This is a genomic window from Myxococcales bacterium (assembly GCA_016712525.1).
GTDB lineage: Bacteria > Myxococcota_A > Polyangia > Polyangiales > Polyangiaceae > JAAFHV01.
This window is the reverse complement of record JADJQX010000007.1, coordinates 1,599,166-1,613,702: the sequence shown is the minus strand read 5'-3', so window position 1 is coordinate 1,613,702 and position 14,537 is coordinate 1,599,166. Positions and strand designations below refer to the sequence as shown.

General features: G+C 68.1%; 13 protein-coding genes, 1 tRNA gene and 1 pseudogene. 11 read left to right on the top strand and 4 right to left on the bottom strand.

The window, feature by feature from the left end:
• Positions 1 to 109: 109 nt before the first annotated feature.
• Positions 110 to 718, bottom strand: coding sequence for a response regulator (locus tag IPK71_23925; protein MBK8216786.1), 609 nt, complete (start codon positions 716 to 718; stop codon positions 110 to 112).
• A gap of 99 nt (positions 719 to 817) precedes the next feature.
• On the opposite strand from IPK71_23925, the gene IPK71_23920 reads away from it, so the two are divergent.
• Both IPK71_23920 and IPK71_23915 read left to right on the top strand, forming a co-directional pair.
• Positions 818 to 894: transfer RNA gene (locus tag IPK71_23920), tRNA-Pro, on the top strand.
• A 124-nt stretch (positions 895 to 1,018) separates the two neighbouring features.
• Positions 1,019 to 1,372 (top strand): cupredoxin domain-containing protein, encoded by a 354-nt coding sequence (locus IPK71_23915; GenBank protein ID MBK8216785.1) that lies wholly within the window; start codon positions 1,019 to 1,021, stop codon positions 1,370 to 1,372.
• 5 nt (positions 1,373 to 1,377) lie between these two features.
• Here the strand turns inward: IPK71_23915 and bioA are convergent, their stop codons facing one another.
• The 3 genes from bioA to IPK71_23900 form a co-directional block, all read right to left on the bottom strand.
• On the bottom strand, positions 1,378 to 2,700 hold the full coding sequence (gene bioA, locus IPK71_23910) for an adenosylmethionine--8-amino-7-oxononanoate transaminase (protein ID MBK8216784.1): 1,323 nt from the start codon (positions 2,698 to 2,700) through the stop codon (positions 1,378 to 1,380).
• The gene (locus tag IPK71_23905) at positions 2,697 to 3,641 is read right to left on the bottom strand and encodes a hypothetical protein (GenBank protein ID MBK8216783.1); all 945 of its coding nucleotides are present in this window, start codon (positions 3,639 to 3,641) and stop codon (positions 2,697 to 2,699) included. The genes bioA and IPK71_23905 overlap by 4 nt, the downstream gene beginning before the upstream one ends.
• A 64-nt stretch (positions 3,642 to 3,705) precedes the next feature.
• On the bottom strand, positions 3,706 to 4,743 hold the full coding sequence (locus tag IPK71_23900; GenBank protein MBK8216782.1) for a hypothetical protein: 1,038 nt from the start codon (positions 4,741 to 4,743) through the stop codon (positions 3,706 to 3,708).
• A gap of 140 nt (positions 4,744 to 4,883) precedes the next feature.
• On the opposite strand from IPK71_23900, the gene IPK71_23895 reads away from it, so the two are divergent.
• The 9 genes and pseudogenes from IPK71_23895 (at position 4,884) to IPK71_23855 (ending at position 14,533) form a co-directional block, all read left to right on the top strand.
• Complete coding sequence (locus IPK71_23895) at positions 4,884 to 5,204, top strand: (2Fe-2S) ferredoxin domain-containing protein (protein MBK8216781.1); 321 nt, start codon at positions 4,884 to 4,886, stop codon at positions 5,202 to 5,204.
• Positions 5,201 to 5,731 carry a hypothetical protein gene (locus IPK71_23890; protein MBK8216780.1) on the top strand — a complete coding sequence of 177 codons (531 nt, stop codon included), beginning with the start codon at positions 5,201 to 5,203 and terminating at the stop codon, positions 5,729 to 5,731. The genes IPK71_23895 and IPK71_23890 overlap by 4 nt, the downstream gene beginning before the upstream one ends.
• An 82-nt stretch (positions 5,732 to 5,813) precedes the next feature.
• The gene (locus tag IPK71_23885) at positions 5,814 to 7,211 is read left to right on the top strand and encodes a sigma-54-dependent Fis family transcriptional regulator (GenBank protein ID MBK8216779.1); all 1,398 of its coding nucleotides are present in this window, start codon (positions 5,814 to 5,816) and stop codon (positions 7,209 to 7,211) included.
• A 234-nt stretch (positions 7,212 to 7,445) separates the two neighbouring features.
• The gene (locus IPK71_23880; protein MBK8216778.1) at positions 7,446 to 8,405 is read left to right on the top strand and encodes a general secretion pathway protein GspC; all 960 of its coding nucleotides are present in this window, start codon (positions 7,446 to 7,448) and stop codon (positions 8,403 to 8,405) included.
• A gap of 14 nt (positions 8,406 to 8,419) precedes the next feature.
• A complete protein-coding gene (locus IPK71_23875; GenBank protein ID MBK8216777.1) occupies positions 8,420 to 8,659 on the top strand; it encodes a hypothetical protein in 240 nt (79 codons plus the stop codon).
• Between the two features lie 79 nt (positions 8,660 to 8,738).
• A complete protein-coding gene (gene gspD, locus IPK71_23870) occupies positions 8,739 to 11,318 on the top strand; it encodes a type II secretion system secretin GspD (protein ID MBK8216776.1) in 2,580 nt (859 codons plus the stop codon).
• A 1-nt stretch (position 11,319) separates the two neighbouring features.
• Positions 11,320 to 13,140 carry a type II secretion system ATPase GspE gene (gene gspE, locus IPK71_23865; GenBank protein ID MBK8216775.1) on the top strand — a complete coding sequence of 607 codons (1,821 nt, stop codon included), beginning with the start codon at positions 11,320 to 11,322 and terminating at the stop codon, positions 13,138 to 13,140.
• 4 nt (positions 13,141 to 13,144) lie between these two features.
• Positions 13,145 to 13,858: pseudogene (locus IPK71_23860) on the top strand (type II secretion system F family protein).
• 258 nt (positions 13,859 to 14,116) lie between these two features.
• On the top strand, positions 14,117 to 14,533 hold the full coding sequence (locus IPK71_23855; GenBank protein ID MBK8216774.1) for a type II secretion system F family protein: 417 nt from the start codon (positions 14,117 to 14,119) through the stop codon (positions 14,531 to 14,533).
• Positions 14,534 to 14,537: the final 4 nt, after the last annotated feature.

The following is a 14,537-nucleotide window of genomic DNA, read 5'->3' as shown; positions in this document are numbered from 1 at the left end:
CGCGTTCGGCACGCGGCCGGGCGCGCCGAGACGTCGTCGCGACGCTCGCGCGAGCGTCGGCCTAAGTGCCCAATACTGCTATGCTTTTTGGTGTCGTTTCGGCAGATCTTCAGAAGTCGCCGAAGAGATCCTGGATGCGGGACTCCAGGGCGAGCGCGATTTTGTAGAGCGACGAGATCGAGGCCGACGACTCGGCGCGCTCGATCTGGGAGAGGAGCGAGACGCTCAGGTTCGTGCGGCGCGCCATCTGCTTCAGCGTGAGATCCTTGTCCTTGCGGAGCTGGCGGATCGTGTCGCCGATCACGCGGTGGAGCTGCTCTTCGGGGCTCCGCGCGAGGCCCTTCTTGCGCATGATGCGCCCGAGCACCTCGCGGAACTCGTCCGGTACGATGGGCTTCTTGAGGTAGTCGACGGCGTCGAGCTTCATCGAGGCCACGGCGGTCTCGAGGTTCGGGTACCCGGTGAAGATCACGACGGCTACGTCGCTGTCGACCTTCCGGATGCGCTTCAGCGTCTCGATGCCGTCCATCTTGGGCATCATGAGATCGAGGATGACGAGGTGGAACCCGCCCGTCCGAACGAGCTCCTCGACCGACGTCGGGTCGCTCGTGGTGGTGACCGCGAACCCGTCCTTCTCGAGGAGGGTCTGCATGTAGTCGCAGATGGCGCGGTCGTCGTCGACGATGAGGATCTTCACGGCCGGCATCTCGGGCTGCATGCGCTACCTCCGAGGAGTCTTCTACATCATTTTTTCGAGAGCCCTTCGCGAAAGGCGTTGACGAACGCCTCGCGAAAAGGAATAAAGCGGGCCGTCACACGGGGCGTAGCGCAGCCTGGTAGCGCACTCGGTTCGGGATCGAGGAGTCGGAGGTTCAAATCCTCTCGCCCCGACCACAATCCCGATCTCCTCTCGCAGGAGCTCGTTATCGGAAGGCCTAGCTCTCGTCGAGCTGGGCCTTTCGGCTTTTTGTCCGCCCGATCTCCCGGCGCGGCGAAGGTGAGGGTATCCTCGTCCCTCATGCGAATGGCTCTCCTCGCCGTGATCTCGCTCGTCGCTGGCACCTCCGCGCTCGTGGGCTGCAAGGGCTCCGAGCCCGTCGCCCCCAAGAACGGAACCGTCGCCATCACGGCCGACGGCACCGGATTTTCTCCGAGCTCGGTCGAGGCGAAGCGCGGCGAGAAGCTCGAGCTAGTCTTCACCCGCACGAGCGACGACACCTGCGCGACCGAGGTCGTGTTCCCCGAGCTGTCGATCAAGAAAGACCTCCCGCTCAAGACGGCGGTGTCGATCGTCGTCCCCACGGGGGAGGCCCGCACGCTGACGTTTCAGTGCGGGATGGGCATGTACAAGAGCAAGGTGCTCGTAAAGTAGCGACCTTACTTTGGATTTTGGCGTGTGACGGCCTCGATCGACTCGAGCATGATGGCGAGCAGGCGGTCGAGGTCCCGGTCGGGGATGGTGAGCGGCGGGCAGAGGTACACCGTGTTGCCGAGCGGCCGGAGGTACGCCCCGCGCGCTCGCGCCTCGCGGTACACGCGCCAGCCGAGGGCGCCGAGGTAGTCCGAGGCCTCGCCCTCGAAGGGAGACGCGTGTCCGGCGAGGTCGACCGCGCCCATCATGCCGAGCGCGCGCGGCGAGCCCACGAGAGGCAGCTTCGCCGCCTCGTGCATGGCCTTCGCGACGACCTTCGACTTCGCCGCGACCTGACCGAGTACGTCCTCGTCGCGGTAGATGGCGAGCACCTCGCGAGCGAGCGCGGCCCCGAGCGGGTTCCCGGCGAAGGTGTGGCCGTAGAGCAGCGCGTGCTCCTTCGGTCCGCGGAAGGTGTCGTAGAGCGCCTCGGTGGCGAGCGTCGCTCCCATGGGGAGCACCTGGGCGAAGGCCTTCCCGAGGCACATCAGATCGGGCGTGATGCCCGCGTGCGCGGAGGCCCACATCGGCCCCGTGCGGCCGTACCCCGTGAAGACCTCGTCGCACACGAGCAGGACGTCGAGCTCGCGGGTGAGCGTGCGCAAGTGGGAGAGGAGCTCCGGCGCATAGAGGCGCATGCCCTCGGCCCCCTGGAGCACCGGCTCGACGAAGACGGCTGCGATCGTGTCGGCGTTGTCGCGGAGGACTCGCTCGATCGCGGCGAAGGCCTCGGGCGTCGCGCCGGGAGCCGCGTGAAAACACTCGAACAAAACCCCGGCGAACGGCCTTCGGAAGATGTCGACCCCGCCGAGGCTCGCGGCCCCGATCGTGTCTCCGTGGTACGCGCCGTCGAGCGAGAGGAAGCGCCGCTTCGCGGGGAGCCCGCGCTGAAGGAAGGACTGCACGGCGATCTTCACCGCGACCTCGATCGCGCCGGAGCCGTTGTCCGTGTAAAATACACGTGATAGGCCCGCGGGCGCGAGGGCGACGAGCTCCTCGGCCAAGAGGGCGGCCGGCTCGTGCGTGATGCCCGCGAAGGCGACGTGGTCGAAGGCGCGAGCTTGGGCCGCGAGGGCCTCGCGGAGGCGGGGGTGACCGTGTCCGAGGGTCTTCGTCCACCACGAGGCGTTGCCGTCGAGGAGGTGGGAGCCGTCCGCGTCGACGAGCCAAGAGCCGTGGGCGGCCGTGACCACGATCGGGTCTTCGTTCTCCCAGAGGTCCGCGGCGGTGTAGGGGTGCCAGACGTGCGCGCGGTCGGCGCGGACGACGTGCGATCGCGAGGCCTTCATTTCCTTCGGAGATCCTCGGACGATGGCGCCGAGTCCATGAGCGAGTCCATGAGGGGGCGGAGGCGCTCGGCGGCGTCCGTCGTGTCGTGCGGGAAAAAGAGGGTCACCGTGGTGCCCTCGCCCGACTTGGAGGAGAGGTCGAGCGCCCCGCCGTGGGCCATGACGATGCGCTCGACGATGACGAGCCCGAGGCCCGTGCCGGTCTGGCGCGTCGTGAAGAACGGATCTTTGGCGCGGTCGCGGACGCCCGTGTCCATGCCGTCGCCCGTATCGACCACGTCGATGGTGGTGCCGACGACGCCCCCGCGCATCTCGCGCTTCGTGCGGATGACGACGCGCCCCGAGTAGTGCATCGCTTGGAGCGCGTTGTCGACGAGGTTGTCGAACACCATACGGAGGAGGTCGGGATCTCCGTGCACGACGTCTCCGGGGGCGGTCTCGAGCACGACGTCGGAGGTGAGCGAGTCGGCGAGGCGCGCCCGCACACGATCGAGCACCTCCTCGAGGTGGATGGGGACGCGCGTCACGCGCAAGGGCCGCGCGTAGTGGAGGAGGTCGCGTACGAGGTGATCGAGGCGCGTGGTCTCCTCGCGGAGGATGCCGAGGAGGGTTTGTCTATCTTCTTGAGATATTTCGCTTTTCTCGAGATTGGCGACGGCGTTCGAGATGATGGCGAGGGGGTTTCGTACCTCGTGGGCGACCATGGCGGCGAGCTCGCCGACCGCGGCGAGCTGGGCGCTCCGCGCGACCTTGGCCTCGGCCGTGGAGAGGGCGAAGCTCGCGCGCTCGAGCTCGTCGCTCGCGTGGGCGAGCTCACGGTTCCGGTCGACGAGATCCTTGCGCTGGGTCTCGAGCTCGACGACGAGCCGCCGGTGCCGCACGAGCAGGCTCGCGGCGACCGCACACAAGACCAGCGTGACGAAGAGCACGGCCCACTGCATGATGACGTCTCGGCGAGGCTACACGGACGTGGGCACCTCGCCCACGTCCGTACGCATCACGCGCCTACTTCTTCGGCGCGGCGGCGGGCTTGGCCGGAGCGGGCTTGGCCGGAGCGGGAGGCGCGGCCTTGGGCGCGGCGGGCTTCACGGGCGCGGCGCCGGCGTCGGCGTCTTTCGAGGGATCGTGGCCGCCGTGGGCGGCGACCGGGTCGGACGGCGCGTCGTGGTCGACGCCGATCGTGCGCGTGGTGGTGTTCCAGAGGCCCGGGAGGACCTTGTCGTCGGCCCCGCGGAGCTCGAGCTTGACCTCGTAGGTGCCGTTGCGGAGCCCGTCGAGGTAGAGCGGGGCGCCGAATTTCTCGACGCGCGCGGTGAGCTCTCCCTCGATGCCGGGGCCCTTCACGATGGCCGTCACGTGCTCTTTGCCTTCGGCGAGCGTGACGTTCGCCACCTGGAAGTCGACGAGGACGTGGTTGGCGGCGTCGCCCTTGTAGTCCCCCTTCGGGCGGCTGTAGACGAGCATGGGCTTCTTGACGTCGACCTTGGCCTCGCCCTTCTTGCCGACGAAGAACGGGAGCACGACGAGCGCGTCCTTCGTCTTGACCGACTCGTGGTTCGCGCGGCTCGGGAAGGCGACGAGCACGTGCTGGCCCTCTTCGAGCGTGCCGCCCGAGAGGTCGGAGAGCTTCACGCCGGCCTTCGTGTCGTAGATGGCCTTGTAGGGTTTGTTGTCGAGGATGAGGTGGACGTGCTGGCTGCCCGTGGCCGTCTGCCAGTTCTTGACGTCGAGCTTCACGGCGAAGTCGCCCGCCTTGTCGGCCGGCACGACCTCGTCCTTCTTCGGGGCGGTGATCTTGACGGTGGGGAGGGGCGCCGCCGGGTCCGGGCTCGCTTGCCCGGCCGCGAGGGTGACGGGCGGGAGGGCCGGGGGCGGGGGGGCGGCGTCGGCCGTCGAGGACGGCGGAGGGGTGACCGTCGGGAGCTCCGGCGGGGGAGGCGGGGGAGGCGGGGGAGGCGGGAGGTTGTCGTTTCCTCCGCCGCACGCGAAGAGGACGGACGCAACGAGGGTAGGAGCGAGTGCGAGAATGGCGGCGCGTTTCATCTGGGGACCTTTCGTCGTCGGACGGTTCGGGCGCGGCCTTGTGCGCGCCGGCCCTCGACGCCTCGTGCGGGTTACACCAATCCGCCCACCGCGAAAAGCGGCGCTTGACGAGGGGCGGTGATCGGGCCGACTGTCGACGCGTGCCCCACCGAAAGCGCTACCTCTTCGTCTGCACGAACCGTCGTGAGGACGGCCACCCCAAAGGCTCGTGCGCTGCCTCGGGCAGCGAGGAAATCTTGAAGCTCCTCAAGGCCGGGCTCCTGAAAGAGGGCGTCGCGGCGGAGGCTCGCGCGTGCGGTTCGACGTGCCTCGACCTCTGCGAGATCGGCGCCGTCGTCGTCCAGGAGCCGGAGCACGTGAGCTACGGCCACGTCACGGCGGGCGACGTCCCCGAGATCGTGGCCGCCGTCGCGCGGGGGGACGTGGTCTCTCGCCTCGTGGTCGCGCCGAAGGACCCGTGATGCTCGACCTCGCGCGCGTCCCCCGCCCGCTCTTGGGCGTGAGGCTCGCCCTCGATCTCCGGGGCAGCTTCCACCTCTTCGACGCCCCGCTCGTGGATCGCGCCGTGGACGCCCACCTCGCGTTCTCGTTCGACGGGGTCACGTCCTCCGTTCTCCGTCGCGAGGGCCGAGTCACCGGTCGCATCGAGGCCGAAGGGCTCGCCGTCGGGCGCCGCGTCGAAGGTGGCGTCACCTACCGGGAGGCCGGCGAAATGCAGGCGATCGTAACGATCTCGTTCGCGAGCGACGCGCCGGGCCTCCCCGGGGAAGAGCTCACGCTGCGAGGCTTCGTCGAGGTCCTGCCCGTGGCGCCGCTCGCTTCGGCGACCACGATGCCCTTTAGCTTGTATTCTGCACGCGACGTCGAGATCGGGCGCGGCGTCCTCCGGTTCGACCTGCGCGGAGATCTCCTCTCGGCGCTCGCGTCGGTGCGCCCGAGCCTCGGGTTCGGCTCGCGTCGAAAAATCGACGGGGGCGAGGGAAGATGAGCCGGGGCTCACCGCTTCTGGCCCTGCCGGGCTCGGCCTCGCGACGCGGTCGAGCGCGTCGCCCCTCGGCGTCAGGACGACCATGACCGATCACGATCCCACCCCGCCCGCGACGAACGGTCCTCCCCCCGGTGACGGGGCGACGATCCTGGTGGTCGACGACGAACGCTCCAACGTCGAGTCGCTCGAGAAGATCTTCCAACGCGAGAACATGCGCGTCCTCACGGCGTTCGACGCGAAGGAGGGGCTCGAGGTCCTGCGGCAGCACAAGGTGCACGTGGTGCTGACGGATCTCATGATGCCGGGCACGACGGGCCTCGAGCTGCTCCGCGCGGTGAAGCAGGTCAGCCCCGAGGTCGAGGTGGTGCTCATGACCGCGTACGGCTCGGTCGAGGCCGCCGTGTCGGCCATGCGCGAGGGCGCGTACGACTTCGTCGAGAAGCCCCTGCGCCGCCTCTCGATCGTGAAGAGCGTGCGCAAGGCCGTGGAGCGTGGCCGCCTCGTCGCCGAGAACCAGTCCTTGAAACAGGAAATTCGCCTCCTCTCCAAGCGCGAAATCGTGGGGAACTCTCCGGGGTTACGCCGCGTGGTGGAGGTGTGCGCTCAGGCCGCGCCGAGCCTCGCGACGGTGCTCGTCCTGGGGGAGAGCGGCACGGGCAAGGAGCTGCTCGCTCGCACCATCCACGACCGATCGGCTCGCGCGCGGGGCCCGTTCGTCGCGGTGAACTGCGCCGCGATCCCCGAGACCATCCTCGAGAGCGAGCTCTTCGGCCACGAACGAGGCGCCTTCACGGGGGCCGTTGGCCGAAAGGACGGGCGCTTCGCCCGCGCGGCCGGGGGCACGCTCTTCCTCGACGAGATCGGCGAGCTCTCGCCGCACGTGCAGGTGAAGCTGCTGCGTGTGCTCCAAGAGGGCGAGTACGAGCCGCTCGGCGGCGAGCCGACGCGCGCCGACGTGCGTGTGGTAGCGGCGACCAACCGGGATCTGCTCGCGGAGGTCCACGCGGGGAGGTTCCGGGAAGACCTCTATTACCGTCTGAACGTCATCTCGGTGACGGCGCCGCCGCTCCGCGCGCGTCGCGACGACATCCCGCTCCTCGTCGACCACTTCTTGCTCGTTTATTGCGCGAAGAACGGAAAATCCAAGATCGTTCCGACGCGCGAGGCCATCGACCGCTTGCTCGAGTATCCGTGGCCCGGGAACGTGCGCGAGCTCGAGAACGTGATCGAGCGCGCGGTCGTCCTGTCGCGGTCGTCGACCCTCACCGAGGCGGATTTGCCCGAGGCCCTCGTCGCACCGCGTGAGCCGACCTCGCACGCGCTCGAGTTCCCGATCGGCACGCCCCTCGCCGAGATCGAGGCCCGCGTCATCCGCGAGACGCTCCGCCACACGAAGGGCGACAAGTCCGTGGCCGCGCAGCTCCTCGGCATCTCGACGCGCACCATCTACCGGAAGATCGACGGCGTCATCGACGAGTAGCTTCGTGCCGCTCGCGCCTCGCGCCGCTCGACCCTCGTGCGTCGAGCGTTGGCCCTGCCGGTGGCATCTCCCCGAAGGTGGGCCGTTTCGTCGACGTTTGACAACTTGTCACGCGAGGCCGGATGCCGCGCCGGCCCCGCGTCAAGGTGGCGAGAGCGGCGCCGGAGATGCCAGCAGAAGGCCAGAAAAACGCTGTTTCTTTCGTGGCATACCTCCTGCTAGACGGAACCTCACATGGCCGTCGATCAGCTGATCAAGAAGAACTTCTGGGCGGTGCTGCTCGTGCCCATCGGGGCGCTCGCGTTCGTCTCGGCGAAGACGGTGACGGCGGTCGCCGGCGCGCTCTTCCTCTCGCCCGACGAGAAGCAGCTGACCACTCCGCCCCTGGTCTCGAAGACGGCGCCGCTCCCGTCGTCGACGTCGCGGACGACCTCGGCCGACGTCATCCTCTCGCGGAACCCGTTCGACCACGTCACGGGCGCGCTCAACGCGCCTCCGCCCGTCGAGGCGCAGCCCGCGGCGGCCCTCGACACGAGCGACCCGATGAACGCTCCGCGGTGCGACGGCGTGAAGGTGCTCGTCATCACCGCCTCGTCGGATCCGGACTGGTCGTTCGCGGCGATGACCTCGGGGACCGATCCGAAGAGCCAGCTCCGCCGCCGTGGCGGGGAGATCGCCGGCAAGACGGTCCATTTCATCGGCTGGGATCGCGTGTGGCTCCAGACCGGCTCGACGCTCTGCCAGATCGGTCTCTTCCAGGGCGGGCCGGAGGCGCCTAAGCCCGTCGCCGCGCAACCGTCGACCCCTGCGCCCACGACAGGCGGGCCGTCCGGAGTCGACCCGGCCATCAAGAACGGCATCGTGCGCGTGAGCGCCACCGAGTTCAACGTCGACCGAGGTGTGGTCGACAAGATCCTCGAGAACCAAGCCGACCTCATGCGCCAAGCGCGCATCGTGCCCGAGCAAGAGAACGGCAAGGTGGTGGGCATCCGCCTCTTCGGCGTGCGCCCCGACACGCTGCTCGGCACCCTCGGCATGGAGAACGGCGACCGTCTCCAGTCGATCAACGGCTTCGACATCGCGAGCCCCGAGAAAGCGCTCGAGGCCTACGCGCGGCTCCGCACCGCCGACAAGCTCAACATCTCGCTGAACCGGCGCGGCCAGGCGATGAACCTCGACTACAACATCAAGTGAACGGAGATTTTGCAATGGAATCAGGTACTTCTCTCCGTTCGGCCACCTTCCGTATGGTCGGCCTCGTCCTGGGCGGCACGCTCGGCTTCGTCGGTCTCTTGTGCGGCGTGATGCTCGTGGTCTCGCTCGCCGTCGGCGGGTCGAGCTCGTCTCCGACGCTCACCACGACCTCCCCCACGCTCGGGCCGTCGGACGCTCCTCCGGCCGCGCCCTCCACCGCGCCGCGCGCCAAGAAGCCCGGCTCCTCCATCTGACGGTTCTCCCGCGACTCTCCCGCCGCATCGCCCGCGAAGTCTGCGGGACGCCGACCATCGACGCCTCTTTTAGCGAGCCATGAAGCGATCTTTCCTCGTCACGTTCTCCATCGTCACCCTGTCGTTGCCGGCCCTCGCGCAGGTGATCGACAAGACCCCGCGCGCCATCCCACCGAAGATGACCACTGTGCTCGCGGGTGGCTCGGCCACGGCAGCCCCGGCGGCCACTCCTGCTGCGGCGGGGAGCGCTCCGCCCGCGGCGGCGGGCCCCAAAGCGCCGACCGGCACTCCGCTCTCGAACGGCAAGGTCGCGGGTGACACGAACGGCCTCGCGGCGTTCGAACAAGGCGTCCAGTACGAGCCACGCAACCCGAACTACCTGGTGTCGTTCTCTCTCGAGGACGCCGATCTCTCGGAGCTCGTGAGGGTCATCGCGCAGCTCACGGGCAAGCGCTTCATCTTCGCCCCCAAGGTGAAGAGCGTGAAGGCGACGATCTACTCGCCGCAGAAGGTCACCGTGGCCGAGGCGTACCAAGCCTTCCTCTCCATCCTGGAGACGAACGGCCTCACGGTGGTGCCTCACGGGCGCTTCTACAAAATCATCGAGACGCAGAACGCGGCGGCGCAGGGCACGCCCGTCTACGGCTCGGCGCAAGGCGCCACCGCGGAAGATCGCTACATCACCCGGATCCATCGGCTCGCCCACGTGAGCGCCGACGACGCGGCCAACGTGCTCGGCAAGTTCAAGTCCCCGAACGCCGACATCACCGTACATGCGCCCGGGAACCTCCTCATCATCACGGACTCCGGCGCCAACATCCGGCGCATGATGCACATCCTCGAGGAGATCGACGTCGGCGGCGCCGGCGAGCAGGTCTTCATCGAGCCCATCCACTACGCCGCCGCGGGCGACATCGCGACCCGCGTCAACGAGCTCTTCGACGTGCGGTCCAGTGGCTCGAGCGCCCCGACGCCGCCTCCCGGGGGCGCGAAGGGGGCGCCTGCTGGGGCTTCTGCTGCATCGGGTGGTGGGGCCGATCGCATCGCGAAGATCGTCGCCGACGATCGCACGAACTCGCTCGTGATCGTCGCGACCGAGAAGGCCTACCTTCGCATCCTCGAGCTCGTGAAGCGCCTCGACGTTCCTCAGAGCGGCGAGGGGGAGATCCACGTCCTCCCGCTCCAGCACGCCGACGCCGTGGAGCTCTCGAAGACCCTCTCCGACATCATCTCCGGCGCGAAGGCCGCGGGCGGTGAGGCGCCGGGCGGTCGGCGCGGCGCACAGGGCGGCGGCGGTGCGGCCCCCACGGGTGTGTTCGAGGGTGGAATCAAGGTCTCGGCGGACAAGGCCACGAACTCGCTCGTCATCACCTCGTCGCTCCGCGACTACGCGTCGCTGCGCGCCGTCATCGACAGGCTCGACCAGCCGCGCCGTCAGGTGTTCATCGAGGCGGTCATCATGGACCTCCAGCTGAAGCGCTCCGACTCGCTCGGCGTGAGCTTCCACGGCGGCAGCGATTTTTCGACCGGCGCGGGCGACGGGCTCGTGTACGGCGGCAACAAAATCATCAACACGATCTCGCCGCTCCCCACCGATCCCGACGCGCTCCAAGGGTTCGCCCTCGGCGTGCGCGGCCCGGGCATCTCCGGCACGTCGAGCTTCCTCGGTACGGGCATCTCGATCCCGGCGTTCGGCTCGTTCATCCAGGCGCTCGCGCGCACCGGCGACTCCGATCTCCTCTCGACGCCCCACATCCTCGCCCTCGACAACGAGAAGGCGGAGATCTCGGTCGGCGACAACATCCCGCTCCAGACGAACGCCGTCTCCGCTTTCCCGGGGCTCGGGGCCGCGGGCGGGGCCGGCGCGGCGGGAGCGCTCGGGGCGCTCGGTGGGCTCGGTGGGCTCGGTTCGTTCGGTGCGCCTCGCCAAGACGTCGGCACGAAGATCACCATCACGCCGCACCTGAACGAGTCGAACGACGTTCGCCTCGACGTCGTCGAGGACATCAGCGAGCAGGGCGCTCCGCTCGGCGGAACGCTCGGCGCCATCCCGATCTCCAAGCGCACGGCGAACACGAAGCTCGTGGTGCGCGATCAGCAGACCGTGGTCATCGGCGGTCTCCTCCGCAGCGTCGTGTCACGCGCCGAGGAGAAGATCCCGGTGCTCGGAGACATCCCGGTGCTCGGCGCGCTCTTCCGCAAGCGCCAGAACACCATGGAGAAGCGCAACCTGGTGCTCATCTTGACGCCCTACATCATCCGCAGCCAAGACGATCTCCGCGGTGTGTTCGAGCGTAAGATGCAGGAACGACAGGAGTTTTTGGACAGGTACTTCGTCTTCAGCGACAACGAGTACTCGGCCCCCCGGGACTACGGGCGCCTCAACGGGCTCGTCGAGGACATTCGCCAGTCGTACTTCGCGGTCGAGGAGCGCAAGCGCCTCGACGAGATCACGCGACCGAAGGAGCTGAAGAGCCACGAGCCGCAGCGCCCCATCGAGATGCCGACGGGCCCGGTGCGAAGCGGAGGCGGTGCCTCGTCGTCGGCCCCCTCGGGAGCGGCTCCGGCCCAGCCCGCCGCTGCGCCCGCGCAGCCCGCGCCTGCGGCCCCCACGTTCGCGCCGCCTCGGGTCCGCAACTTCGACAAGGTCGAGCGCTGACATGCACGAGCAGCGGTTCCTCGGAGAGATCCTCACGCGGCGCGCGAACATCGCGCCCGAGAAGCTCGAGCCGCTCTACGCGCTCCAGCGCGAGAAGGGCCTCGACCTCGTCGACTTGCTCGTGAAGCAGAACGTGGTCGACGAGGGCACGATCGCCGCCGCGCTCGCCGCCGAGGCGGAGCTCCCGTACGTGCCCAAGGTCGATCCGGAGCGGGTGGGCACGGCGCTCGCCATGAAGCTGCCGATCGGATTCGCGAAGACCCACAAAATCCTCGTCGTGAACGAGGACGAGCACGCCGTGTACGCGCTGTGCGCCGACCCGTTCGACACGACCGCCTTCGACGCGGTCCGGGTCGTCTTCGGAAAGCCCGTCGAGCTCTCCGTCGCGCAGGGCGAGAAGATCGTGGACGCCATCAACCGCGTGTACGAGCGCGAGGCGGGCGGCGGCGAGCTCGAGGGCGACCAACAGCACAACGACGGCGACGACGAGGTCGGTGGCGACATCCTCGACTCGGACGACGAAGCTCCGGTCATCCGCTGGGTAAACTCCCTCTTTTTGCAGGCGATGAAGGAGCGCGCGAGCGACATCCACATCGAGCCCGAGGAGAAAGAGGTCCTCGTCCGCTACCGCATCGACGGCGAGCTCTACGTCGCTCGCCGCGCGCCGCGCGCCTTCATGAACAGCATCGTGTCGCGCGTGAAGATCGAGAGCGCGCTCAACATCGCCGAGAAGCGCCTCCCTCAGGACGGCCGCATCTCGAAGAAGATCGCGGGAAAGTCGTTCGACATCCGCGTGTCGACCATCCCGACGAGCCGCGGGTACGAGCGCATCGTCATGCGCCTCTTGAACAAATCCTCGGTCCTCCTCGACCTGCCGGACCTCGGGTTCTCTCCGCGCGACTACGCGCTCATGGACGGGCTCATCCACCGCCCGGACGGGATCATCTTGGTCACGGGCCCCACGGGCTCGGGCAAGACGACCACGCTCTACGCGTGCCTCAATCGAATCAACCAGCCGAACATCAACATCCTCACCGCCGAGGATCCGGTCGAGTACGAGCTCTCGGGTATCCACCAGGTGCACGTGCAGGCGAAGATCGGCCTCACGTTCGCGAGCGCCCTCCGCGCGTTCCTTCGCCAAGATCCAGACGTCGTCATGGTCGGCGAGATCCGTGACAAGGAGACCGTCGAGATCGCCGTCAACGCCTCGCTCACCGGTCACCTCGTGCTGTCGACGATCCACACGAACGACGCCGCCGGCGCCATCACGCGTATGGTCGACATGGGGGTCGAGCCGTTCCTCCTTCGCTCGAGCATCATCGGGATCCTCGCCCAGCGCCTCGTGCGCGTGCTGTGCCCCGCGTGCAAGGAGCCGTACGTGGCGTCGGCCTCGGATCTCGCCGAGCTCGGCCTCACGCGGGAGCGCGTCGAGGCTCGCCTCCGCCGCAAAGAACGTGAAAATAGCCGGTACTTTCCGAAGGTTACCGAGGTCGACGTGCTCGACGTCGTCCCCGTGGGGGACGTGACGTTCTATCGGCCGAGGGGCTGCGACAAATGCGCGCAGACCGGGTTCTCGGGTCGCCGCGGCATCTACGAGCTCTTGCTCATGGACGACGCCGTGGGGCCGCTCGTGCTGAAGAACGCCGACGCGCAGACGATCAAGCGCGCGGCGATGGACCTCGGCATGGATAGCCTCCGCGACGACGGCGCGCGCAAGGTGCTCCGCGGTCTCACGAGCCTCGAAGAGGTGCTGCTCGCCACCCAAGAAGACACGGTCGCGGCCGAGGTCGCGCCGGTCTCCATTCGAAACGTGAGGGTGTAGCGCCATGGCCGTCTTCGAGTACCGAGGCTTGCTCGTCGCGTCCGGGAAGACGGTCCACGACGTCCGCGACGCCGACAACCCGAAGGCGCTCCGCGCGATGCTCAAGCGCGAGGGCATCCTCCTCACCGAGGCGAACGAGGTGAACCGCGCCAAGAACGCGTCCTCGGGCGGGGGAGGGCTCTTCGCGTTCTTCCGGCGTGTCTCGGTGACCGACGTGGCCATGATGACCCGTCAGCTCGCGACGCTCGTCGGCGCGGGCATCCCGCTCGTCGAGGCCGTGACGGCCCTCACCGAGCAGGTCGAAAAAGAGGAGATGAAGCGGGTGCTTGCGCTCGTCCGCGATCGGCTGAACGAGGGCAGCTCGCTCGCCAAGGCGCTCGAGGCCCACCCGAAGGTGTTCCCTCCGCTCTACGTGAACATGGTCGCGGCCGGCGAGGCCTCGGGCACGCTCGAGGTCGTGCTCGACCGCCTCTCGGACTTCATGGAGAACCAGGCGCGCCTCAAGGGGAAGGTGTCGGCCGCGCTGGCCTACCCGATCCTCATGCTCATCATCGGCACGGTGCTCATCACCGTCATGATGATCGTCGTCGTCCCCAAGGTGACGAGCATCTTCGCGAGCCTCGATCGTGCGCTGCCTTGGTACACGGCGGTGCTCATCTTCATCTCGAACGCCGTGTCGTCGAACGTGACGCTCGGGACCGTGCTCTCGCTCGTCGGTACGACGTTCGTCCGCCGCGCGATCGCCCCGGGACCGAGCCGCAATGGCTTCGTCGTGGCTGCCCTCGTCGCCTTCGGCGTCCTCTTCCTCTCGGCCTTCGCGGTCGAGTCGGTGAGCCTGCTCGGGCTCGGCGTCTTCTTCGGCCTCGTGCTCGGCGTGGCGCTCGGGCAATTCTTGACGTTCGTTGCGACTCCTCAAGGCCAGCTCTGGAAGGATGGCGTCGCCCTGCGCGCGCCCATCTTCGGGGTGGTCGTACGCATGCTCGCCGTCTCTCGATTCTCGAAGACTCTCGCGACGTTGCTGAAGAGCGGGGTCCCCCTCCTGAAGGCGATGGACATCGTCAAGAACGTGCTCGACAACGCGAAGCTCTCGAAGGTGGTCGAAGAGGCGATCGGCAGCATCCGCGAGGGCGAGTCGATCGCGGGCCCGCTCCGGAAGAGCGGCCAGTTCCCGCCCATCGTGACTCACATGATCGCCGTCGGCGAGAAGAGCGGGCAGCTCGAGCAGATGCTCGAGAACGTGTCGAAGGCGTACGACTCTCAAGTGGAGACGCGCATCCAGGCGATGACGTCCCTGCTCGAGCCGCTCATCATCGTGTTCATGGGTGGCGGCGTCGGCTTCATCGCCTTCTCCATCCTCATGCCGCTCATCCAAATGAACGACTTCGTCCAATAGGTGC